The sequence below is a fragment of the Pseudomonas sp. CH235 genome, assembly GCF_004368175.1.
Classification (GTDB): Bacteria; Pseudomonadota; Gammaproteobacteria; order Pseudomonadales; family Pseudomonadaceae; genus Aquipseudomonas; species Aquipseudomonas paraglycinae.
In genome coordinates this window covers 125,107-146,565 of the sequence record NZ_RRZJ01000006.1, presented here as the reverse complement: position 1 = coordinate 146,565, position 21,459 = coordinate 125,107, and the positions used below count along the sequence as shown (strand labels likewise).

Annotated in this window: 18 protein-coding genes; 10 read left to right on the top strand and 8 right to left on the bottom strand. The window is 60.5% G+C overall.

Features of this window, described 5'->3' with window-relative positions:
- The first annotated feature begins 1 nt into the window (after position 1).
- From atpA to EIY71_RS09090, 10 genes are all read left to right on the top strand, one after another.
- Complete coding sequence (gene atpA / locus EIY71_RS09135) at positions 2 to 1,546, top strand: F0F1 ATP synthase subunit alpha (RefSeq protein ID WP_041073579.1); 1,545 nt, start codon at positions 2 to 4, stop codon at positions 1,544 to 1,546.
- Between the two features lie 50 nt (positions 1,547 to 1,596).
- On the top strand, positions 1,597 to 2,457 hold the full coding sequence (gene atpG / locus EIY71_RS09130; RefSeq protein ID WP_007954161.1) for a F0F1 ATP synthase subunit gamma: 861 nt from the start codon (positions 1,597 to 1,599) through the stop codon (positions 2,455 to 2,457).
- Positions 2,458 to 2,484: 27 nt separating this feature from the next.
- Entirely contained in the window at positions 2,485 to 3,861 is a 1,377-nt protein-coding gene (gene atpD / locus EIY71_RS09125; RefSeq protein WP_007954162.1) for a F0F1 ATP synthase subunit beta, read from the top strand.
- A gap of 45 nt (positions 3,862 to 3,906) precedes the next feature.
- Complete coding sequence (locus tag EIY71_RS09120; protein ID WP_007954164.1) at positions 3,907 to 4,332, top strand: F0F1 ATP synthase subunit epsilon; 426 nt, start codon at positions 3,907 to 3,909, stop codon at positions 4,330 to 4,332.
- Between the two features lie 119 nt (positions 4,333 to 4,451).
- On the top strand, positions 4,452 to 5,819 hold the full coding sequence (glmU, locus tag EIY71_RS09115; protein WP_134021472.1) for a bifunctional UDP-N-acetylglucosamine diphosphorylase/glucosamine-1-phosphate N-acetyltransferase GlmU: 1,368 nt from the start codon (positions 4,452 to 4,454) through the stop codon (positions 5,817 to 5,819).
- Positions 5,820 to 5,949: 130 nt separating this feature from the next.
- Positions 5,950 to 6,726 carry a DeoR/GlpR family DNA-binding transcription regulator gene (locus tag EIY71_RS09110; RefSeq protein ID WP_102687914.1) on the top strand — a complete coding sequence of 259 codons (777 nt, stop codon included), beginning with the start codon at positions 5,950 to 5,952 and terminating at the stop codon, positions 6,724 to 6,726.
- Positions 6,727 to 6,728: 2 nt separating this feature from the next.
- Positions 6,729 to 8,561 carry a glutamine--fructose-6-phosphate transaminase (isomerizing) gene (gene glmS / locus EIY71_RS09105; RefSeq protein WP_134021469.1) on the top strand — a complete coding sequence of 611 codons (1,833 nt, stop codon included), beginning with the start codon at positions 6,729 to 6,731 and terminating at the stop codon, positions 8,559 to 8,561.
- A 73-nt stretch (positions 8,562 to 8,634) separates the two neighbouring features.
- The gene (locus EIY71_RS09100; RefSeq protein WP_134021466.1) at positions 8,635 to 9,561 is read left to right on the top strand and encodes a LysR family transcriptional regulator; all 927 of its coding nucleotides are present in this window, start codon (positions 8,635 to 8,637) and stop codon (positions 9,559 to 9,561) included.
- A 104-nt stretch (positions 9,562 to 9,665) separates the two neighbouring features.
- Complete coding sequence (locus tag EIY71_RS09095) at positions 9,666 to 10,292, top strand: glutathione S-transferase family protein (protein ID WP_064379665.1); 627 nt, start codon at positions 9,666 to 9,668, stop codon at positions 10,290 to 10,292.
- Between the two features lie 38 nt (positions 10,293 to 10,330).
- Positions 10,331 to 12,361 (top strand): pyridoxamine 5'-phosphate oxidase family protein, encoded by a 2,031-nt coding sequence (locus EIY71_RS09090; RefSeq protein WP_134021463.1) that lies wholly within the window; start codon positions 10,331 to 10,333, stop codon positions 12,359 to 12,361.
- A 4-nt stretch (positions 12,362 to 12,365) separates the two neighbouring features.
- Here EIY71_RS09090 and EIY71_RS09085 read toward each other — a convergent pair whose 3' ends face one another.
- The 8 genes from EIY71_RS09085 to EIY71_RS09050 are packed head-to-tail and all read right to left on the bottom strand — an operon-like array spanning position 12,366 to position 21,354.
- Positions 12,366 to 13,496 carry a glycosyltransferase family 4 protein gene (locus tag EIY71_RS09085; RefSeq protein ID WP_085747997.1) on the bottom strand — a complete coding sequence of 377 codons (1,131 nt, stop codon included), beginning with the start codon at positions 13,494 to 13,496 and terminating at the stop codon, positions 12,366 to 12,368.
- The gene (locus EIY71_RS09080; protein ID WP_134021460.1) at positions 13,497 to 14,627 is read right to left on the bottom strand and encodes a glycosyltransferase family 1 protein; all 1,131 of its coding nucleotides are present in this window, start codon (positions 14,625 to 14,627) and stop codon (positions 13,497 to 13,499) included.
- Entirely contained in the window at positions 14,611 to 15,978 is a 1,368-nt protein-coding gene (locus tag EIY71_RS09075; protein WP_134021457.1) for a glycosyltransferase family 1 protein, read from the bottom strand. The genes EIY71_RS09080 and EIY71_RS09075 overlap by 17 nt, the downstream gene beginning before the upstream one ends.
- Complete coding sequence (locus tag EIY71_RS09070; protein ID WP_085747995.1) at positions 15,975 to 17,228, bottom strand: ABC transporter ATP-binding protein; 1,254 nt, start codon at positions 17,226 to 17,228, stop codon at positions 15,975 to 15,977. The genes EIY71_RS09075 and EIY71_RS09070 overlap by 4 nt, the downstream gene beginning before the upstream one ends.
- Positions 17,228 to 18,025, bottom strand: coding sequence for an ABC transporter permease (locus EIY71_RS09065; protein ID WP_085747994.1), 798 nt, complete (start codon positions 18,023 to 18,025; stop codon positions 17,228 to 17,230). Before EIY71_RS09065 ends, EIY71_RS09070 begins: the two co-directional genes overlap by 1 nt.
- On the bottom strand, positions 18,026 to 19,468 hold the full coding sequence (locus tag EIY71_RS09060) for a mannose-1-phosphate guanylyltransferase/mannose-6-phosphate isomerase (RefSeq protein WP_102717940.1): 1,443 nt from the start codon (positions 19,466 to 19,468) through the stop codon (positions 18,026 to 18,028). It lies immediately after the preceding gene.
- 3 nt (positions 19,469 to 19,471) lie between these two features.
- The gene (gene gmd, locus EIY71_RS09055; protein WP_007954189.1) at positions 19,472 to 20,443 is read right to left on the bottom strand and encodes a GDP-mannose 4,6-dehydratase; all 972 of its coding nucleotides are present in this window, start codon (positions 20,441 to 20,443) and stop codon (positions 19,472 to 19,474) included.
- Entirely contained in the window at positions 20,440 to 21,354 is a 915-nt protein-coding gene (locus EIY71_RS09050; RefSeq protein ID WP_129972462.1) for a GDP-mannose 4,6-dehydratase, read from the bottom strand. The genes gmd and EIY71_RS09050 overlap by 4 nt, the downstream gene beginning before the upstream one ends.
- Positions 21,355 to 21,459: the final 105 nt, after the last annotated feature.

Sequence of the window (21,459 nt, the reverse complement as noted above, 5' to 3'; positions counted from 1 at the left end):
AATGCAGCAACTCAATCCTTCCGAAATAAGTGAAATTATCAAGGGCCGCATCGAAAAGCTCGATGTGACCTCCCAAGCCCGTAACGAAGGCACTGTCGTCAGCGTATCTGACGGTATCGTGCGGATTCACGGTCTGGCCGACGTCATGTACGGCGAGATGATCGAGTTTCCGGGCGGCGTCTACGGTATGGCCCTCAACCTGGAGCAAGACTCCGTAGGTGCCGTTGTACTGGGCGCATACACCAGTCTGGCTGAAGGCATGAGCGCCAAGTGCACCGGCCGCATCCTCGAAGTTCCGGTTGGTAAGGAACTGCTGGGTCGCGTTGTCGACGCACTGGGTAACCCTGTTGACGGCAAAGGTCCACTGGGCAACACCGAGACCGACGCGGTCGAGAAAGTTGCTCCGGGCGTGATCTGGCGTAAGTCGGTAGACCAGCCTGTACAGACTGGCTACAAGGCTGTCGATGCCATGATCCCTGTCGGCCGTGGCCAGCGTGAGCTGATCATCGGTGACCGTCAGATCGGTAAAACCGCTCTGGCGATCGACGCGATCATCAACCAGAAAGACAGCGGCATTTTCTGCGTCTACGTGGCAATCGGTCAGAAGCAATCGACCATCGCCAACGTGGTTCGCAAGCTGGAAGAAAACGGTGCACTGGCTAACACCATCATCGTTGCAGCGAGCGCTTCGGAATCTGCAGCACTGCAATTCCTGGCTCCGTACTCCGGTTGCACCATGGGTGAATTCTTCCGCGACCGCGGTGAAGACGCGCTGATCGTTTATGACGATCTGTCCAAGCAAGCAGTGGCTTACCGCCAGATTTCCCTGCTGCTGCGCCGTCCACCAGGCCGTGAAGCTTACCCAGGCGACGTGTTCTATCTCCACTCCCGTCTGCTGGAGCGCGCATCCCGCGTTTCGGAAGAGTACGTAGAGAAGTTCACCAACGGCGCAGTGACCGGCAAAACCGGTTCCCTGACCGCACTGCCGATCATCGAAACCCAGGCTGGCGACGTTTCCGCGTTCGTTCCGACCAACGTGATTTCCATCACCGACGGTCAGATCTTCCTGGAATCGGCCATGTTCAACTCGGGCATCCGCCCTGCAGTGAACGCCGGTGTTTCGGTATCCCGTGTGGGTGGTGCCGCTCAGACCAAGATCATCAAGAAGCTGTCCGGTGGTATCCGTACCGCTCTGGCTCAGTACCGTGAACTGGCGGCATTCGCCCAGTTCGCTTCTGACCTGGACGAAGCGACCCGCAAGCAACTTGAGCATGGTCAGCGCGTTACCGAGCTGATGAAGCAGAAGCAATACGCACCGATGTCGATCGCTGACATGGCGCTGTCGCTGTATGCCGCTGAGCGTGGGTTCCTGACTGACATTGAAATCGCCAAGATCGGCAGCTTCGAACAAGCGCTGATTGCTTTCTTCAACCGCGATCACGCCGACTTGATGGCGAAGATCAACGTTAAAGGTGACTTCAATGACGAAATCGACGCTGGCCTGAAGGCTGGTATCGAGAAGTTCAAGGCCACCCAAACCTGGTAAGCCGCAGCGGGAGCCGCAAGGCTCCCGCTTGCTAACCTGATAGGTGTTACATGGCAGGCGCAAAAGAGATTCGCAGTAAGATTGCGAGCATCAAAAGCACGCAAAAAATTACCAGCGCCATGGAAAAAGTGGCGGTCAGCAAAATGCGCAAGGCACAAATGCGCATGGCTGCTAGCCGTCCTTATGCGGAGCGTATCCGCCAGGTAATTGGGCATCTGGCCAACGCCAACCCGGAATACCGCCACCCGTTCATGATCGATCGCGAAGTAAAGCGCGTCGGTTATGTCGTCGTGAGCAGTGACCGTGGTCTGTGCGGCGGCTTGAACACCAACCTGTTCAAGGCCCTGGTCAAGGACATGGCGGTAAACCGCGAAAACGGCGTCGAGATCGATCTGTGTGTCGTTGGTAGCAAGGGTGCGGCCTTTTTCCGCAACTTCGGCGGTAACGTCGTTGCAGCTATCAGCCACCTGGGTGAAGAGCCGTCGATCAATGATCTGATCGGCAGCGTCAAGGTGATGCTGGATGCCTACCTGGACGGCCGTATTGACCGCCTGTCCGTGGTATCCAACAAGTTCATCAACACCATGACGCAACAGCCTACCGTGGAGCAGTTGATTCCACTGGTGGCGACCCCGGATCAGGAACTCAAGCACCACTGGGACTACCTCTACGAACCAGACGCCAAAGAGCTGCTTGACGGCTTGATGGTGCGTTACGTGGAGTCGCAGGTGTACCAGGCGGTGGTCGAGAACAACGCGGCTGAACAGGCTGCGCGGATGATCGCGATGAAGAACGCTACCGACAACGCCGGTGATTTGATCAGCGATTTGCAGCTGATCTACAACAAGGCGCGTCAGGCTGCGATCACCCAAGAGATCTCGGAAATCGTCGGCGGCGCTGCCGCGGTTTAACGGTTCAAATATTCAGAGGATCCAGCTATGAGTAGCGGACGTATCGTTCAAATCATCGGCGCCGTTATCGACGTGGAATTTCCACGCGACAGCGTACCGAGCATCTACGACGCCTTGAAGGTTCAAGGCGCCGAAACCACTCTGGAAGTTCAGCAGCAGCTGGGCGACGGCGTGGTTCGTACCATTGCGATGGGCTCCACCGAAGGCTTGAAGCGCGGTCTGGACGTCAACAACACTGGCGCAGCCATCTCCGTACCGGTCGGTAAAGCGACTCTGGGCCGGATCATGGACGTACTGGGCAACCCGATCGACGAAGCTGGCCCGATCGGCGAAGAAGAGCGCTGGGGTATCCACCGCGCCGCTCCTTCCTTCGCTGAACAGGCCGGTGGCAACGAGCTGCTGGAAACAGGCATCAAGGTTATCGACCTGGTTTGCCCGTTCGCCAAGGGCGGTAAAGTCGGTCTGTTCGGTGGTGCCGGTGTAGGCAAGACCGTAAACATGATGGAACTGATCCGTAACATCGCCATCGAGCACAGCGGTTATTCCGTGTTCGCCGGTGTGGGTGAGCGTACTCGTGAGGGTAACGACTTCTACCACGAGATGAAGGACTCCAACGTTCTCGACAAGGTAGCCCTGGTCTACGGTCAGATGAACGAGCCACCGGGAAACCGTCTGCGCGTAGCGCTGACCGGTCTGACCATGGCCGAGAAGTTCCGTGACGAAGGTAACGACGTTCTGCTGTTCGTCGACAACATCTATCGTTACACCCTGGCCGGTACCGAAGTATCCGCACTGCTGGGCCGTATGCCTTCGGCAGTAGGTTACCAGCCGACCCTGGCAGAAGAGATGGGCGTGCTGCAAGAGCGCATCACTTCGACCAAGCAAGGTTCGATTACTTCGATCCAGGCCGTATACGTACCAGCGGACGACTTGACTGACCCGTCGCCAGCGACCACGTTTGCTCACCTGGACGCCACCGTCGTTCTGTCCCGTGACATCGCTTCCCTGGGTATCTACCCGGCGGTAGACCCACTGGACTCGACTTCGCGTCAGCTGGACCCGAACGTGATCGGTAACGATCACTACGAGACCGCTCGTGGTGTTCAGTACGTGCTGCAGCGTTACAAAGAGCTGAAGGACATCATCGCGATCCTGGGTATGGACGAGCTGTCGGAAGCCGACAAGCAGTTGGTAAACCGTGCTCGTAAGATCCAGCGCTTCTTGTCGCAGCCGTTCTTCGTGGCTGAAGTCTTCACCGGTGCTTCGGGTAAATACGTTTCCCTGAAAGACACCATTGCTGGCTTCAAAGGCATCCTCAACGGTGACTACGACCACCTGCCAGAACAAGCGTTCTACATGGTCGGCGGCATCGAAGAAGCGATCGAGAAAGCCAAGAAACTGTAATCCAGGCGCCCGGCAACGGGCGCTAATTTAGGTTGAGGCAATCAGATGGCTATGACAGTCCATTGCGACATCGTCAGCGCGGAAGGAGAAATCTTTTCCGGCCTGGTCGAGATGGTGATTGCGCACGGTGCTCTGGGTGATCTTGGTATCGCTCTGGGCCACGCGCCGCTGATCACTAATCTGAAGCCAGGTCCGATCCGCCTGATCAAGCAAGGCGGGGAAGCCGAGGTGTTCTACATCTCCGGTGGTTTCCTCGAGGTTCAGCCGAACATGGTCAAGGTGCTTGCCGATACCGTGCAACGTGCCGCCGACCTGGATGAAGCTCAGGCTCAAGCAGCTCTCAAGGCTGCCGAAGCTGCTCTGCATGAGAAGAGCGCAGATTTCGACTACGGAGCTGCATCCGCACGTCTGGCCGAGGCTGCAGCTCAGCTGCGCACCGTCCAGCAGATCCGCAAGAAGTTTGGCGGTTAACCCGTCAGCCACTTGTTGTGCGATTGATAAAAAAGGGTAGCCTCGGCTACCCTTTTTTCTTTTCAGAATTCCCGAAACCCCGGTCGCAGTTGCTGACCACCCAGGATTGGTAGCCAGTCATGTCTCTTGAAATCGTTATCCTCGCGGCCGGTCAAGGCACCCGCATGCGTTCCGCGCTGCCAAAAGTGCTGCACCCGATTGCCGGCGACTCCATGCTCGGTCATGTTATCCACAGCGCCCGTCAACTTGATCCACAGCGCATCCATGTCGTCATCGGCCATGGTGCGGATGTAGTACGCGAACGTCTGGCCGCAGACGACCTGAACTTCGTGTTGCAGGACAAGCAGCTGGGCACCGGCCACGCCACGGCCCAGGCTGTTCCGTTCATTACGGCCGATACCGTACTGATTCTCTACGGTGACGTGCCGTTGATCGAGGTCGAGACCTTGCAGCGTCTGCTCAAGCACGTTGTACCGGGGCAAATGGGTCTGCTCACCGTCGAACTGGACGACCCCACGGGTTATGGCCGCATCGTGCGCGACGCCGACGGCAAGGTGGCCGCCATCGTTGAGCACAAAGACGCCAGCGAAGCACAACGGGCGATCACCGAAGGCAATACCGGCATCCTGGCTGTGCCGGCCAACCGCCTGGCGGACTGGATGAGTCGCCTGTCGAACAACAACGCGCAGGGCGAGTATTACTTGACCGACGTGATCGAGATGGCAGTCAACGACGGCCTGACTGTCGCCACCGAACAACCGCACGACCCGATGGAAGTGCAGGGCGCCAACGATCGCAAACAGCTCTCCGAGCTGGAGCGTCATTATCAGTTGCGCGCCGGTCGTCGCCTGATGGCTCAGGGTGTCACTCTTCGCGATCCGGCCCGGTTTGATGTACGTGGCGAAGTGACCGTCGGTCGCGACGTGCTGATCGATATCAACGTGATTCTCGAAGGCAAGGTCGTCATTGAGGACGACGTGGTCATCGGCCCGAACTGCGTGATCAAGGACAGCACCCTGCGCAAAGGCGTGGTGATCAAGGCCAACAGTCATATTGAAGGCGCAGTGTTGGGTGAAGGCAGCGATGCCGGCCCGTTTGCCCGTCTGCGTCCGGGCACTGTGCTTGAGGCCCGCGCCCATGTGGGTAACTTCGTCGAACTGAAAAATGCCCGCTTGGGCGAGGGCGCCAAGGCCGGACACCTGACATACCTTGGTGACGCCGAGATCGGTGCGCGCACCAATATCGGCGCCGGCACCATCACCTGCAACTACGATGGCGCCAACAAGTGGAAAACCGTGTTGGGCGAAGATGTGTTCATCGGCTCCAACAACTCGCTGGTCGCACCTGTGGATATCTCCGCCGGCGCAACCACTGCGGCCGGTTCGACCATTACCCAGAATGTGGATAACGCGCAGTTGGCGGTTGGTCGGGCACGGCAGAAGAACATCGATGGCTGGAAGCGGCCTGAGAAGATCAAGAAGAGCTGAGTTATCCACAATGCTCGATGTATGAAAAAGACCGCCGCCGGCGGTCTTTTTTATTGGGCACGTCTTGACGATTTGCAGCTGATAGGTTTTGATTGCTTCCGTTATCTTTCGAATCGAAACTTAGTAGCCCATGTCGAAACGCAATACACCTCAGCGTCGTCACAACATTCTGGCTTTGCTTAATGAGCAGGGCGAAGTGAGTGTGGACGAACTGGCCAAGCGCTTCGAAACTTCGGAAGTTACGATTCGCAAGGATCTCGCCGCCCTGGAAAGTCATGGCCTGTTGCTGCGCCGTTACGGGGGAGCGATCACCATGCCTCAAGAGTTGGTGGCAGACGTCAGTCAGAACGTTTCCAAATACAAACAGGCGATTGCCCGCGCCGCGGTTACACGCATCCGCGAGCACGCCCGCATCATCATCGACAGTGGCAGCACCACCGCCGCCATGATTCCCGAGCTTGGCCAGCAGCCAGGCCTGGTGGTGATGACCAATTCCCTGCACGTGGCCAACGCCCTGAGCGAGCTCGAACACGAGCCGGTACTGCTGATGACCGGCGGTACGTGGGATCCCCACTCGGAATCCTTTCAGGGCCAGGTCGCCGAGCAGGTACTACGCTCTTACGACTTCGATCAGTTGTTTATTGGTGCCGATGGCATCGACCTGGTGCGCGGCACCACCACTTTCAATGAGCTGCTCGGCCTGAGCCGGGTGATGGCGGAAGTGGCGCGGGAAGTGATCGTGATGGTCGAGGCCGACAAGATCGGCCGCAAGATTCCCAACCTGGAGCTGCCATGGAGCAGCGTCCATACCCTAATTACCGATGATCGCCTGCCCCTTGAGGCACGCGCTCAGATTCAGGCTCGCGGTATCAACTTGATTTGCGCGACTGTCAGTCAGGAGAAATAAGCATGTGTGGAATTGTCGGCGCGGTAGCTGAACGTAACATCACCGCCATTCTGGTCGAAGGCCTCAAGCGCCTCGAATACCGGGGTTATGACAGCGCCGGTGTGGCGGTGTACACCAATGACGGCACTCTGGAACGCACCCGTCGTGTGGGCAAGGTCAGCGAACTCGACGCGGCGCTCGCCGAACATCCGCTGGTAGGCCGTCTCGGCATTGCCCACACCCGTTGGGCCACTCACGGTGCGCCGAGCGAGCGCAATGCCCACCCGCATTTCTCCGGTGACGTTGCCGTCGTGCACAACGGCATCATCGAAAACCATGAAGCGCTGCGTGAACAACTCAAGGCGCTGGGCTACGTGTTCACCTCGGACACCGACACCGAAGTCATCGCCCACCTGCTGACTGAAAAGCTCAAAAATCTGCCGGACCTGACCGACGCCCTGAAGGCCGCGGTCAAGGAACTGCATGGCGCCTACGGTCTGGCGGTTATCCACGCACAGCAGCCGGATCGACTGGTCGCAGCCCGCAGCGGCAGCCCGCTGGTGATCGGTCTGGGCCTGGGCGAGAACTTCCTCGCTTCCGACCAACTGGCCCTGCGTCAGGTCACCGACCGTTTCATGTACCTGGAAGAGGGCGATATCGCCGAAATCCAGCGTGACAAGGTGCAGATCTGGGACGTGAGCGGCAAAGCCGTCGAGCGCCAGACCGTCCAGTACACCGATGGCGCCGAAGCCGCCGACAAAGGCGAGTTCCGTCACTACATGCTCAAGGAAATCCACGAGCAGCCATCCGTGGTGCAGCGCACCCTGGAAGGTCGATTGAGTTCGGATCAGGTGCTGGTGCAGGCGTTTGGCCCGCAAGCGGCCGAACTGTTCGCCAAAGTGCGCAACGTGCAGATCGTGGCGTGTGGCACCAGCTATCACGCCGGCATGGTTGCCCGTTACTGGCTCGAAGAGCTGGCCGGCATTCCGTGCCAAGTCGAAGTCGCCAGCGAGTTCCGCTACCGCAAGGTGGTGGTGCAGCCGGACACTCTGTTCGTCACCATCTCCCAGTCCGGCGAAACCGCCGACACCCTGGCTGCCCTGCGCAACGCCAAGGAGCTGGGTTTCCTGGGAAGCCTGGCGATCTGCAACGTCGGCATCAGTTCGCTGGTACGCGAATCCGACCTGACCCTGCTGACCCAGGCCGGTCGTGAAATCGGCGTGGCGTCGACCAAAGCCTTCACTACGCAACTGGTCGGTCTGCTGCTACTGACTCTGTCTCTGGGCCAGGTACGCGGCACTCTGGCCGATGGCGTTGAAGCCACGCTGGTCGAAGAGCTGCGTCGTCTGCCAACCCGTCTGGGCGAAGCGCTGGCCATGGACAGCACTGTGGAAAAAATCGCAGAGTTGTTCGCCGAGAAGAACCACACGCTGTTCCTGGGCCGTGGCGCGCAATTCCCGGTGGCGATGGAAGGGGCCTTGAAGCTCAAGGAAATCTCGTACATCCACGCCGAAGCCTACCCGGCCGGCGAACTGAAACACGGCCCGCTCGCGCTTGTGGATAACGACATGCCGGTGGTCACTGTTGCACCGAACAACGAACTGCTGGAGAAGCTCAAGTCCAACCTGCAGGAAGTCCGCGCCCGCGGTGGCGAACTGATCGTGTTCGCCGACGAAAAAGCCGGGATGACCAATGGCGAAGGCACTCACGTGGTGCAGATGCCACACATCCACGACATCCTGTCGCCGATCCTCTACACCATTCCGCTGCAATTGCTGTCGTACTACGTTGCTGTGCTCAAGGGCACGGACGTGGATCAGCCGCGCAACCTGGCGAAGTCGGTGACGGTGGAATAAGTTATCCACAGTTGAATCACCCCCATAAAATCGCAGCTTCGGCTGCGATTTTTTTATCCGGATCGAGGGCACCATGGATCGCTTCCAGGAAATGCAAGTCTTCGCCATCGTTGCCCAGGAGCAGGGCTTCTCCGCTGCCGCGCGGCGCCTGGGTTTGTCGGCAGCCAGCGTGACCCGGGCGGTGGCGGGGCTGGAGCAGCGAATTGGTACGCAGTTGTTGATCCGTACCACCCGCAGCGTGCATTTGAGCGAAGCGGGTCTGCGTTATCTGGAAGACTGTCGGAGAATTCTCGCCGAGGTGCAGGAAGCGGAGGATTCCGCTGCCGGCAGTCATACCCAGCCCCGTGGGCAGTTGACGGTGACGGCGCCAGTTTTATTCGGAGAACAGTTCGTCACGCCGGTAATGGCGCGTTATCTGACGCAATACCCGGACGTTTCCATCAATGCCCTGTTGCTCGACCGGGTGGTGAACATGGTCGAGGAGGGCGTCGACGTCGCGGTGCGCATCGGCGAGTTGCCGGACAGCAATCAGCATGCGATCCGGGTCGGTGAGGTGCGGCGGGTGATTTGTGGTTCGCCGGAATACTTTTCGGTCCATGGCCGGCCGACCCATCCGCAGACCTTGGCCGGGGCGCCGGTGGTGGCGACGTCGGCCATCGGCCAGCAGCGCAGTTGGCCATTCATGGAAAACGGTGAGCTCATTGGCGTAAAACCGGAGCCGCGTCTGGTGGTTACCGCCAATCAAGCTGCGATCACAGCGGCGTCGTTGGGTCTGGGGTTGACCCGGGTGCTGTCTTATCAGGTGGCCGGCAAGGTGGCTTCCGGCGAACTGGAAATCGTCCTCGCCGAGTTTGAACTGCCTGCGCTGCCGATCCATGTGGTGTATCAGGGCGGGCGCAAGGCGCCGGCGCGGATACGCAGTTTTGTCGACTTCATCGTGCAGGCGCTGCGCGAGCATCCGGCGCTGAAAAACGCTGCGTTATTTCATCCAGAGAAATAATGGATTGCATTTGCTGGTGATTCTGTTGTTTTCGCGATCAGGGGAAGATGGCTCCCACGGCCACCGTCCATCCTGAACGGCGCCATCATCCAGCGGAGTCGACCATGCAAGCGATCAAACTCTACAACTTCCCGCGTTCCGGCCACGCCCATCGCGTCGAACTGATGTTGTCACTGTTGCAACTGCCGACCGAGCTGATCTTCGTCGATCTGGCCAAGGGCGAACATAAACAGGCGGCATATCTGGCCATCAACAGCTTCGGCCAAGTTCCGGCCATTGATGACAATGGTGTGGTGCTCGCGGACTCCAACGCGATTCTTGTCTACCTGGCACAGAAATACGGCAATGGCCGCTGGCTGCCAAGTGATCCGGTCGGCGCCGCGCACGTGCAGCGCTGGTTGTCGGCCGCCGCCGGGCCGATTGCTTTCGGGCCCGCTGCCGCACGCTTGATCACGGTGTTCGGGGCGAAGTTCAACGCCGAGGAGGTCATCACCCGTGCGCACAATTTTCTCAAGGTGATGGATGCGGAACTGGGCAAAACCCCGTACCTGACCGGCACTGAGCCGACCATTGCCGATGTCTCGGCCTACAGTTACATCGCCCATGCGCCGGAAGGCAATGTGTCGCTGGACGACTACGCTAACGTTCGCGCCTGGCTTTCGCGGATTGAGGCGCTGCCCGGTTTTGTCGGCATGCCACGCACCGTTGCCGGCCTGCAAACCACCGTCTGACATTCAATCTGCGCCGACGGCGCAGGGGAGAGACCGTGATGGAACGTTCACCGTGGCACGCTGGCGAGCAACAGTTGCAGGCCCATGTCGGCGTTGCCGAGCGCATGGAGGAATTCGGTCGTAAGGTGATTCGCACCTGGATGCCGGATCAACACCGCCAGTTCTATCAGCAATTGCCATTCATGCTGTACGGCGCGGTGGATGCCGAAGGTCGCCCCTGGGCCAGTGTGCTGGAGGGGGAGCCGGGCTTTGCTCACTCTCCCGAGCCGACGCAACTGCAGTTCGCCGGTCTGCCGGCTGCCGATGATCCGGCACAGCTAGAGGCCGGCGCCGCGATCGGCCTGCTCGGTATCGAGCTGCACACCCGTCGGCGAAATCGGCTCAATGGTCACATCAGCAGCCTTGGGGCGGATGGTTTTGCGCTGACGGTGGATCAGTCCTTCGGCAACTGTCCGCAGTACATACAGCTGCGCCAGTTCCAACGGGTCCCCCTGACGGATCCGCAGACCCGCAAAGCCGAACACCGTGATAGTCTCGATGACGCCGCGATTGCGCTGATCGAAAGCGCCGACACTTTCTTCGTCGCCAGTTACGTCGATGTCGACGGTGAGCGTTCGGTGGATGTCTCCCACCGCGGCGGCCAGCCTGGTTTCGTACGGATCGAAGGCAATCGCCTGACGATCCCGGATTTTGCCGGCAACCTGCATTTCAACACCCTCGGCAATCTGTTGCTCAATCCCTTGGCCGGGTTGCTGTTCATCGACTTTTCCACAGGCGACGTATTGCAGCTCAGCGGTCGCACCGAGGTGATTCTCGAGGCACCACAGATCGAAGCCTTTCAGGGCGCCGAACGGTTGTGGACCTTCGAGGTGGAGAAACTGGTTCGACGTCCGGCGGCATTGGCTCTGCGCTGGCGCTTCGACGGCATGTCGCCCACCAGCCTGCTGACCGGCAACTGGGCCCAGGCCGATGCACGGTTGCAGGCCAAGGCATTGGGTGACAGCTGGCGTCCATTGCGAGTGGCAAGGATCGAAATGGAAAGCCGCCACATTCGCTCGATTTACCTGGAACCGAACGATGGCGCGGGTCTGCCGGTGTTTTTGGCGGGCCAGCATCTGCCGCTTCGGTTCAACCTCGACGGTGAGGTGCACATCCGTACTTACAGCCTGTCGGGCGCGCCGTCGGATGATTTCTTCCGGATCAGCGTGAAACGCGAAGGGCGGGTATCGACCCACCTTCACGAAAAGATTCGCGTCGGCGACGTGCTGGAGGCGCGATTGCCCCAGGGGCATTTCACTGTAGCGGCGCTGGAACGCCGTCCATTGGTGCTGCTGGCTGCGGGCGTCGGCATCACGCCATTGCTTTCGATGCTGCGTGAGGTGGTGTATCAGGGCCTGCGGACGCGGCGGATTCGTCCGACCCTGTTTGTTCAAAGCTCCCGCAGCCTCGCCGACCAGCCGTTCCGCGCAGAGGTGGATCGGTTGCTGGAGGACGCCGGTGATGCCGTGAAAGTGTTGCGAGTGCTAAGTCAGCCGGAAGACGATCTGGTCGAAGGAAAAGACTTCGACCTGCGTGGCCGTATCGATGGCGATCTGTTGCGCAATCTGCTGACCGACGAGGACTTCGATCAGGTCGACTTCGTGCTCTGCGGTCCCGGCGGTTTTACCCAGGGCATCTATGACACTCTGCGTGAACTGGATGTGCGGGACGGGCAGATCCATGCCGAAACCTTCGGCCCTTCGACCCTCAAGCGCCAACCCGATCCGGATGCGATCGTGATCGAGCAATTGCCCGCCGCGACCACATCGGTACCGGTGGTGTTCGAGCGTTCGGCCAAGGAAGCACGTTGGCAGCCCGACGGCGGCAGTTTGCTGGAGCTGGCGGAAAGCCGTGGATTGCGTCCGGAGTTCAGTTGCCGCGGTGGTTCGTGCGGCACCTGCAAGACACGGCTGATCAGCGGCGCGGTGAATTATCCACAGCCTCCGGCTGAAGTGCCGGAGGAGGGGCAGGTGCTGATTTGCTGCGCGGTGCCGGCGCAGAGTGCTCAGCCGCTGGTGCTGGATCTGTAAGGGATCAGGCGTAGGACAACGCCTTTTCCTCCAGCAGCTCCTGATACAACTCGGTCCACTTGCGGCCCATTTCGTCGGCTGTGAATAACTGCCGATAGCGGGCCTCTGCCTTGAGGCCCATTTCGGCGGCGCGGGCCGGGTTTTCCCACAGGGTGCGCATCGCTTCGCGAAACGCCTGGGGATGACTCGGTGGCACCACCAGCCCGGTTTCGTTGTGGATATTGATGTAGCTGGTGCCGGTGCCGATCTCGCTGGAAATCATCGGTTTGCCGTACATCGCGCCTTCGAGCAGAGAAATGCCGAACGCTTCCGAGCGCAGGTGCGACGGGAAGACGATGGCGTAGCTCAGTTGCAGCAGGGCGACCTTGTCTTCATCGCTCAGACGGCCGAGGAAATGAATGTTTTTCAGGCCAAGCGCGGCGGCCTGGGCGTGCAGCTCCTGCTCCAGCGGGCCCGCGCCGACGATCACCACCGGGTAGTCAACGTCCTTCAAGGCATCAAGCAGGATGTGCAGGCCTTTGTAATAGCGCATCACCCCGACAAACAGGAAAAACTTATCCCCAAGCTGCTGGCGCCAGCGGTTCATGCGCTCGACATCGGCCTGTGGATAACCTGCCTTGTTCAAGCCATAAGGGATGACGCGGGTCTTGTCCTGGAATTGCTGCAACACATCGCTGGTGTGCAGATAGTTAGGCGAGGCCGCGACAATCCGGTCGGCGCTGGCGAGGAAGCGGTTCATCAGCGGGCGATAGAGTTTGAGCAGGTGCTTCTGGCGAATGATGTCCGAGTGGTACGTCACCACCGTCGGTTTGTTCACGCCGCTGGCGAAGTGCACCAGATCCATGAACGGCCACGGGAAGTGGTAGTTGATCACGTCGGCTTCGGCGGCCAGTTCGCGAAACTGCTTGAACACGCTCCAGGAAAAACCGGTGGAGGCGAACTGGATATCCAGTTTTGCCCGATGCACTTCGTGCTGGCCGAGACGCACCACAGCAGGCTCTGGATTGGCGCTAAGGGTCAGCACCTGGCCGTCGATGCCGTGTTGGGCGCCGCTCTCGCAGAGTTGAAAGATCACTTGTTCGATACCGCCGACCGAGTCAGGCAGGTACGTCTTGAAAAAATGCAGAACCCGCATTCAACCTCCCATGGCCTGGAGGTAGGCGCCGGCCGTGGCCTGCGCGCAACGCTTCCAGGAAAAAAGCCGTGCCTGCTGCAATCCGGCTTTCCGGCATGCCTGCCAGTGCGCTTGATCTTCGATCAGTCGGCTCATCGCATCACGCAAGCCGTCTGCATCGTCAGCTTCAATATAGTTGCCGGCGTCTCCCGCCACTTCCGGCATGGCCGAGGAGTGGGTGAGCACCACCGGCGTGCCGCTGGCCATCGCTTCCAGCACCGGCAGGCCGAAACCTTCATACAGCGACGGAAAAATCAGCGCCCGGGCGCCGGACAGCAATTGCGCGACTTGCTCATCGGGCAAGTAGCCGAGCAGGCACACGTGCCCGCAAGCCAGCGCCTGCTGCAATTCATCACTGAACTGGTCGCGCTGCCAGCCGGCCATGCCGACGATCAACAGCGGAAAACGCTGGCGTACCAGATCCGGCAACAGCGCGTGGGCGCGCAGAGCCAGGTTCAGGTTCTTGCGTGGCTCCAGAGTGCCGACGCAGAGGAAATACTCCCGGAACTCGACCGCATGGGCCTTGAGCACCGTATCGATGTCTTCCGGCTCGCGCGGATGGAAACGCTCGGCAACACCCAGCGGCGCGACCACGAAACGCTCGGCAGGCAGTCCGAAATATTCCCGTGCCTCGTCAGCGATGGCTTGCGAGTCTGTCAGGATGATCCGTGCCCGGCGTACGCCGTCGGCGAGTCGTCGCTCGATTTCCCGCAGCCGTGCCGGCGGCTGGGTCTCGGGGAAATGCAGGTGCGTCAGATCGTGCAGGGTGATCACGGTCGGGCCATCGAAGGCCAGCGGCCACAGGCTCGGTTCGTGATACAGATCGACCGGGTGCGCCGGGCCCTGATCGAAGCGTTTCTGCTCCAGCCAGCGGCGGGCCTGATAGGCGCCGGGGATCTGCCGCAGCAATGGCGTCAGACGCGAATAACCGGGCATCGCTGCTTCCGGCAGCTGCGAACTCCAGCCCCAGCCATGGAAGAGCGCCACGTCGATATCGGTGTCCGCGTGCAAGGCATTTACCAGCTCGGCGACGTAATGGCCGATGCCGGTGCGCGGTGCCTGGAGAATCCGGGCGTTAAGGGCTATGCGCATGTTGCCTCGCTGGCACCTGAGGCGCCTCCAGCACATGGCGTGCGGTACGCTCGGCCAGTTGCGCGCTGGCTTCGCGCCAACCGTTCCACTGCCAGTCGCTGACATCGCGGGCGGCGGGGAATCGACCGCTGCGTTCAAAGGACTGCACCAGATCGGCGAGGCTTTGCGGGGCCTGCAGATCGAAATAGGCCATGAACTCACCGCCGATCTCGCGAAACACCGGGATGTCGCTGCCCATCGCCGGCAGCCCGCGCTGCATGGCTTCCACCAGCGGCAGGCCGAATCCTTCGACGAACGACGGAAACACCAGCGCGCTGGCATGGGCGTAGGCGTGTTCGAGGCTGGTGTCGCTCAGGTCGTTGAACATGAACAGGCGCCGGTTCAGCTCGGGATGATGGCGGATCCGGGCGAGCAGCGTGTCGCACTTCCAGCCAATGCGTCCGGCGATGCACAACCGGGCTTTCGAGCCGTTCGCCCAGGCATGATCAAAGGCATCCAGCAGATAGTCATGGTTCTTGCGCGGCTCGATGGTGCTGACCATCAGGAACACTGGCTCCGGCGTTGCGAACAGCCGTTCCAGACGCGGTTCGACGGCAGCTTCAACGCTCTGCAGATCCAGCTCGGAACCGAGGTGAAAATAGTCGAACCAGCGTTTGCCGGTCTGTTCCGATCCGAGGCGACGTTGCAGTTCTGCACGCACCTGATCGCGCACGGTGGCGGAAATCGCCATGAAACCGTCGGCGTTGTGGGCGATCCAGTCGAACCACTCGCTGTACACCTCGACCAGCCGCGTGTCGTAAAACTGCGGGTGGGACAGGGGAATCAGGTCGTAGATCACCGCGACGATGCCCAGACCTTCATGTTTGAGGCGTTCGGCGTGCAGAAAAAAGTCCGAATGCCAGGACGAGTCCAGCAACACCAGATGATCGCCGGGCTGGTGTTGCAGCGGCTCACAGCGTCGATCCAGTTGATAGCGATTGATCTGCTCGACCAACCGCAGTGGTATCCCGAATACACCGAACGACGTGAGGCGATAGCCGACGTACAACAAACGTCGTGTCAGCTTTGTTCGGCAGCGTGTGTCCAGCCGCTGATGCACTTGCCAGAAGCGGTGGGCAAGCCGTTCCAGGCGTTCGCCAAGCGTGGCGATGGTATTGAACAGCGGTGAGTCCAGCGGCGCCAGACGCGTCACACGGTAGAGCCTGCCCTTGAGCAGGATCACCGGCACGCATTCGACCCCTTCGGCGCTCGGCGGCAGCTGTTTGATGACGTTGCGCACCACCCGCTGAATCCCCGAATTGACCTTCGGGTGTTTGAACACGTGGGTGCATTCGACCAGCAGCCGGGTCATGGCGCGCGCTCAGTCAGCGCAGCGGCGGTATGGCGGGTTATCGAGGCCTTGGCGTCGAGCCACGAGCAGCCGACAAAATTTTCCTGCCGGCCGTTGATCACATGAAACACCAGGCCATAGTCGCGCCACTCGAAGTTCCGATCCATATGAGAGTCCAGTCGCGACAGGCTCAGCGATACCGAGTAATTGCCCTTGCCCAGACCCATCACGAAGGCAAAGCGATAGGTGAAACGTTCTCCGGCGTGCAGATCCGTCAGGGCCTTGTCGAGGCGATGGGTATTGATGCCATACATCATCTGGCCCAGGCGGTCCTTGATGAGAAAGCCGAGCACCATTCGTTCGATGTCGCTGCGCACCTCAACCTGTACTTCCAATACCACCGGCTGACCGACCTCTGCAGCCTCGATGGAGCGCTCCTGTTCATCCAGCAGGCGCACCCCGAGGATGACGGCCTCACCGGTGCCGGACACAGTCCGCACCTCGCCGCCGGCGAGCATTTCCTGACGCACGATCTGGCCTTCGCGTTCGGCCATCAGGGCGTTGTAGTAATCGAGCACCACTTCCGGCTTGTCGTACATGGCCATCTGGCCGTCCTTGAGCAGGATCGCCGAGTCGCAGATCGACTGGATCGCCGAGCGGTCGTGGGACACGATCAGCAGTGTCGTGCCCGCCTTGCGGAAGCTGCGGATGCGGTCGAAACTCTTGTGCTGAAAGTAGGCGTCACCCACCGACAGCGCCTCGTCGACGATCAGGATATCCGGTCGCCGTGCGGTGGCGACGCTGAAGGCCAGGCGCATCTGCATGCCGCTGGAGTAGGTGCGGACCGGATGGTCGATGGCCTCGCCGATTTCGGCGAAATGTTCGATCTCGGGCATCATCGCTTCGATTTCGTCGACCTGCAGACCCAGCAGTTGCCCGGCCATGATTGCGTTCTGGCGGCCGGTAAAGTCCGGGTGAAAGCCCATGCCCAATTCCAGCAATGCGGCGACGCGACCTTCAATTTCAATCTTGCCGCACGTGGGTTGAGTGGTGCCGGTGATCATCTTCAGCAAGGTGCTTTTACCCGCACCGTTGGCGCCGACGATGCCCACCGCCTCGCCGGAAGCGATTTCGAAAGCGACATCCTGCAGCACCCAGTGCTGGTGGTGGCGCAGGGGCGAAAACGGGATCAGCCATTCCGCCAGGCGACTCCAGCGATTGGGATACTGCTTATAGGCCTTGCCCAGGCCGGTGACGCGAATATGTCCCATCAGAGTTCATCCACCATTTCACCGACACGCCTGCGAAACAGCCGCAGGCCGATCAGGCACATCACCAGCGCGGTGATGAACACCGGCAGCAGCGAACTCCAGACGGGCCACTGCCCATACAGGAACAGGTTCTGATAGCTGCCGATCAGGTTGGTCAACGGGTTGAGTTGCAGCAGCCGCTGAACCCACTCCGGCAGGATGCTCATCGGGTACACGATCGGCGTCAGCCAGAACCAGAACTGCAGGCAGATGGCGAAGAGCTGACCGACATCGCGAAAGAACACATTCAATACGCCGAGGATCATGCCCAGCCCGGCGCAGAACATCATTTGCAGCGCGATCAGGGGGATCAGCGCCAGCAGCGCCATGCCCGGCCAGCGCCCGGTGATCAGCAGAAAGCCGAGGAACAGGCCGATGATGATGGCGAAGTTGATTGCCGCGTTGCAGAGCACAATCACCGGCAGGCAGATTCTGGGGAAGCTGATTTTCTTCAGCAGGTTGGCGTTGTCCAGAAACATGGTCTGGCTGCGCAGGGTGATTTCAGAGAACAGCCCCCAGGCCAGCAGACCGGCGCAGAGGTAGACGCTGTAGGCCATGCTGTCATCCACGCCCGGCAGGCGTGCGCGCATGATGTGGGAAAAGATCACGGTGTAGACGATGATCATCGACAGCGGGTTGAACACGGGCCACAAGGCACCGAGCAGTGAATTGCGATAGCGCGATTGAAACTCTCGCTGCACGCTGCCGAGAATGAAGCCTCGATAGTCATGCAGCGAGCGATACAGGGAAAGCAGCATTTAAACCGTCCTGCCGTACTGGTCTTCGAAGCGGACGATGTCGTCCTCTCCCAGGTATTCGCCACTTTGCACTTCGATGATCACCAGGTCGATCACGCCGGGGTTCTCCAGACGGTGCTTGTGACCGGCGGCGATGAACGTCGATTCGTTCTTCGCCACCAGGGTCGTGCCGCTGCCGTTGTTGGTGACCTTGGCCATGCCTTCGACCACCACCCAGTGTTCGTTGCGGTGATGGTGCATCTGCAACGACAGCTTGCCGCCGGGTTTGACCACGATGCGCTTGATCTTGAAGCGCGGGCCTTCCTCGAGCACGGTGTAGGTGCCCCACGGACGGCTGACCGTACGATGCAGGCGATAGGCTTCGTGGGATTTGTCCTTGAGCTGCTTGGCCACGCGCCGCACATCCTGAGCACGGTCGGCGTGGGCCACCAGCACGGCGTCGGCGGTGTCGATGATGATCAGGTCTTCCACACCGACGGCGGCCACCAGCCGGCCTTCGCTTTGAACGAAGTTGTTGCGGCTGTCGATGAAAATCGCTTCGCCGCTGGCGCGGTTATTGTCAGCGTCGGCCGGCACCAGCGCGGCGACCGCGCCCCACGAACCGATGTCGCTCCAGTCGAAACCGGCGGGCACCACCACGACCTTTTCCGAGCGCTCCATCAGCGCGTAGTCGATGGAGATGTCGGTGATCTCGGCGAACAGCTGGGGCGACAGTTCCTGTTGCAGGCAGCCGACGGTTTCCACCGGTTCGCTGGCGGCCATGCAGGCGCGAGTCTGTTCCAGCAACTCGGGGGCGTGCAGCGCCAGCTCGGCGATCAGGGTCGCGGTGGTGAAACAGAACATCCCCGAGTTCCACAGGAAGTTGCCGCTCTCCAGATAATGGGTCGCGGTTTGCAGATCGGGCTTTTCCACGAAGCGCTGCACTTTGGCTGCGCCGTTTGCGTCCAGTGGCGCGCCGGTTTCGATGTAGCCGAATCCGGTTTCCGGGGCGGTCGGCACCACACCGAAGGTCACCAGATAACCGTCTTTTGCTAGATTGACCGCATGTTCGACCGCGCTCTTGAGCGCGTCTTCGTTGACGATCAGATGGTCGGCAGGCATCACCACCATGATCGCTGCATCACCGTGCAGGGCTTGCAGCGACAGCGCTGCCGCCGCGATGGCCGGCGCGGTGTTGCGCCCGGCGGGTTCGAGCAGAAAATGCCCGCGATGGCGTGAAAGGCGCGCGGCCTGATAGTGATCCTTGCTCTGGAAGTAGTACTCGCGGTTGGTCACCGTGACGATGTCGCCCCAGCCGTCCAGCAGCGCGGCGGCGCGCCGGTAGGTCTTGCCCAGCAGCGACTGGCCGTCGGGCAGGGTCATGAACGGCTTCGGGTGGCCCTCGCGGGACACCGGCCACAAACGGGTGCCGGCACCGCCGGACAGAATCACGGGGATCAGCATGGCCTACTCCTTGGCGACGCGTTTCATGTCTGCATCCATCATCATGCGGATCAGGGTGTCGAGGTCGGTCTTGGGTTTCCAGCCGAGCACGCGCTGGGCCTTGGCCGGGTTGCCGAGCAGCACTTCGACTTCGGCCGGGCGGAAGAACGCCGGGTCGATCTTCACGTAGTCGCGGTAGTTCAGGCCAACGTGATCGAAGGCGATTCGGCACATCTCGCGCACGGTGGTGGTAACGCCGGTGGCGACCACGAAATCGTCAGGCTTGTCCTGTTGCAGCATCAGCCACATGGCCTCGACGTAGTCACCGGCGAAACCCCAGTCGCGCTTGGCGTCGATGTTGCCCAGGGCCAGCTCCTGCTGTTTGCCCTGCTTGATCCGCGCCGCAGCGTCGGTGACCTTGCGGGTGACGAACTCGATACCGCGCAGGGGCGATTCATGGTTGAACAGGATGCCGCTGCTGGCGTGCAGGTTGAAGCTTTCGCGGTAGTTGACGGTGATCCAGTGGCCATAGAGCTTGGCCACGCCGTAAGGGCTGCGCGGATAGAACGGCGTGTTTTCGTCCTGTTGCTCGGCCTGGATCAGGCCAAACATTTCGCTGGTGGACGCCTGATAGAAACGCGTGTGCGGGCTGAACTGACGGATCGCTTCGAGCAAGTGAGTCACGCCCAGGCCGTCGACGATGCCGGTGGTTACCGGTTGGTCCCAGGAGGCGGCAACGAAGCTCTGGGCCGCCAGGTTATACACCTCGTCCGGCGCCGACTTGATCACCGCGCGCTGCACCGAGCAGGCGTCGGCCATGTCGCCGTCCAGGTAAACGATGTCGGCTTCAACGCCCATCTCGCGCAGACGCCAGCGCGAGTCGCTGCTGCGCCGTGCCACGAGGCCGTGAACCTTGTAACCCTTGTCGAGCAACAGTCTGGCCAGATACGCGCCATCCTGGCCGGTGATCCCTGTGATCAATGCACTTTTTGTCATTCTTGTCGTACTCGCGTCTCCCAGTCGGACAGGATCGCCCGCAGGGATTGTTGTGTAGTGATTTGCGGCGTCCATCCTGTGATCCGGGCCAGCCGTCGGTGGCTGCCGCAGACGCGACGCTGATCCGCGCGGCGCATACGTGCCGGATCCTGAACCAGTTGCAGCTTGACCTGGGCCAGGTCGCCCATCTGTTCGATGAGGCTGCGGATGCTTTGCTCATGGCCTGAGCAAATGTTGTACACCTGCCCCGGCGTGCCTTTTTCCAGCAGCGCGAAATAGGCCGAGACCACATCGCCGACGTCGAGGAAATCGCGGGTGACATCAATGTCACCGACTTCCAGTTGCGGCGCCTGCAGGCCTTGCTTGATACGGTTGATCTGCCGCGCGGCGCTGGCGATGACAAAACTGTCTTTCTGCCCGGTGCCGATGTGGTTGAACGGACGCGCGACCAGTACCGGCCAACCTTCGCTCAGCCCCCATTGCAGGCTGAGGAACTCCGCCGACAGCTTGCTGACTGCATAGGGATTGCGCGGGCAGGGTGGTTGTTGTTCGGTGATCGGCAGCGCGGGTTCTTCGACCTGGCCATAGACGTCGCCCGAGCTGACATACAGGAACGTGCCCTTGAAGCCGCGGGCCTTGAGGGCCTGCAACAGGTTCAGAGTGCCGAGCAGGTTGATGTCGAGAGTACGTGCCGGGTCGCGGAAAGCTTCGGGGACGAAGGTTTGTCCAGCCAGGTGAATGATCGCATCGGGCAGCTGCGGCCACAGATCGATAAGGCTGTCCGGTTTTGTCAGGTCGTAGGCCGAGGCGGCAGGCAGAAGCTGCCACGACGCGTCTTCCCCTTGCAGACGTGACTGGATGTGTTGTCCTACGAACCCACTGAGGCCCGTGATGAACAGACTTTTTTTCAAACAGCGACCCCTTGGTCTTTAACTTTCACCTCTTCCCACAGGCTTTAAGGGAATGTCTGTCAGACCCCTGGTAAAACCGGGCAGAACGGCAGGTGAAGTCATTGT

Excerpts from the sequence above, each read along its gene's own strand:
- EIY71_RS09075 (WP_134021457.1), bottom strand. The coding sequence starts at position 15,978 with ATGACCCGGCTGCTGGTCGAATGCACCCACGTGTTCAAACACCCGAAG.
- EIY71_RS09065 (WP_085747994.1), bottom strand. The coding sequence starts at position 18,025 with ATGCTGCTTTCCCTGTATCGCTCGCTGCATGACTATCGAGGCTTCATT.
- atpA (WP_041073579.1), top strand. The coding sequence starts at position 2 with ATGCAGCAACTCAATCCTTCCGAAATAAGTGAAATTATCAAGGGCCGC.
- EIY71_RS09060 (WP_102717940.1), bottom strand. The coding sequence starts at position 19,468 with ATGCTGATCCCCGTGATTCTGTCCGGCGGTGCCGGCACCCGTTTGTGG.
- EIY71_RS09085 (WP_085747997.1), bottom strand. The coding sequence starts at position 13,496 with ATGCGGGTTCTGCATTTTTTCAAGACGTACCTGCCTGACTCGGTCGGC.
- EIY71_RS09090 (WP_134021463.1), top strand. The coding sequence starts at position 10,331 with ATGGAACGTTCACCGTGGCACGCTGGCGAGCAACAGTTGCAGGCCCAT.
- glmU (WP_134021472.1), top strand. The coding sequence starts at position 4,452 with ATGTCTCTTGAAATCGTTATCCTCGCGGCCGGTCAAGGCACCCGCATG.
- EIY71_RS09110 (WP_102687914.1), top strand. The coding sequence starts at position 5,950 with ATGTCGAAACGCAATACACCTCAGCGTCGTCACAACATTCTGGCTTTG.
- atpG (WP_007954161.1), top strand. The coding sequence starts at position 1,597 with ATGGCAGGCGCAAAAGAGATTCGCAGTAAGATTGCGAGCATCAAAAGC.
- atpD (WP_007954162.1), top strand. The coding sequence starts at position 2,485 with ATGAGTAGCGGACGTATCGTTCAAATCATCGGCGCCGTTATCGACGTG.
- EIY71_RS09095 (WP_064379665.1), top strand. The coding sequence starts at position 9,666 with ATGCAAGCGATCAAACTCTACAACTTCCCGCGTTCCGGCCACGCCCAT.
- EIY71_RS09120 (WP_007954164.1), top strand. The coding sequence starts at position 3,907 with ATGGCTATGACAGTCCATTGCGACATCGTCAGCGCGGAAGGAGAAATC.
- glmS (WP_134021469.1), top strand. The coding sequence starts at position 6,729 with ATGTGTGGAATTGTCGGCGCGGTAGCTGAACGTAACATCACCGCCATT.
- EIY71_RS09100 (WP_134021466.1), top strand. The coding sequence starts at position 8,635 with ATGGATCGCTTCCAGGAAATGCAAGTCTTCGCCATCGTTGCCCAGGAG.
- EIY71_RS09070 (WP_085747995.1), bottom strand. The coding sequence starts at position 17,228 with ATGGGACATATTCGCGTCACCGGCCTGGGCAAGGCCTATAAGCAGTAT.
- gmd (WP_007954189.1), bottom strand. The coding sequence starts at position 20,443 with ATGACAAAAAGTGCATTGATCACAGGGATCACCGGCCAGGATGGCGCG.
- EIY71_RS09080 (WP_134021460.1), bottom strand. The coding sequence starts at position 14,627 with ATGCGCATAGCCCTTAACGCCCGGATTCTCCAGGCACCGCGCACCGGC.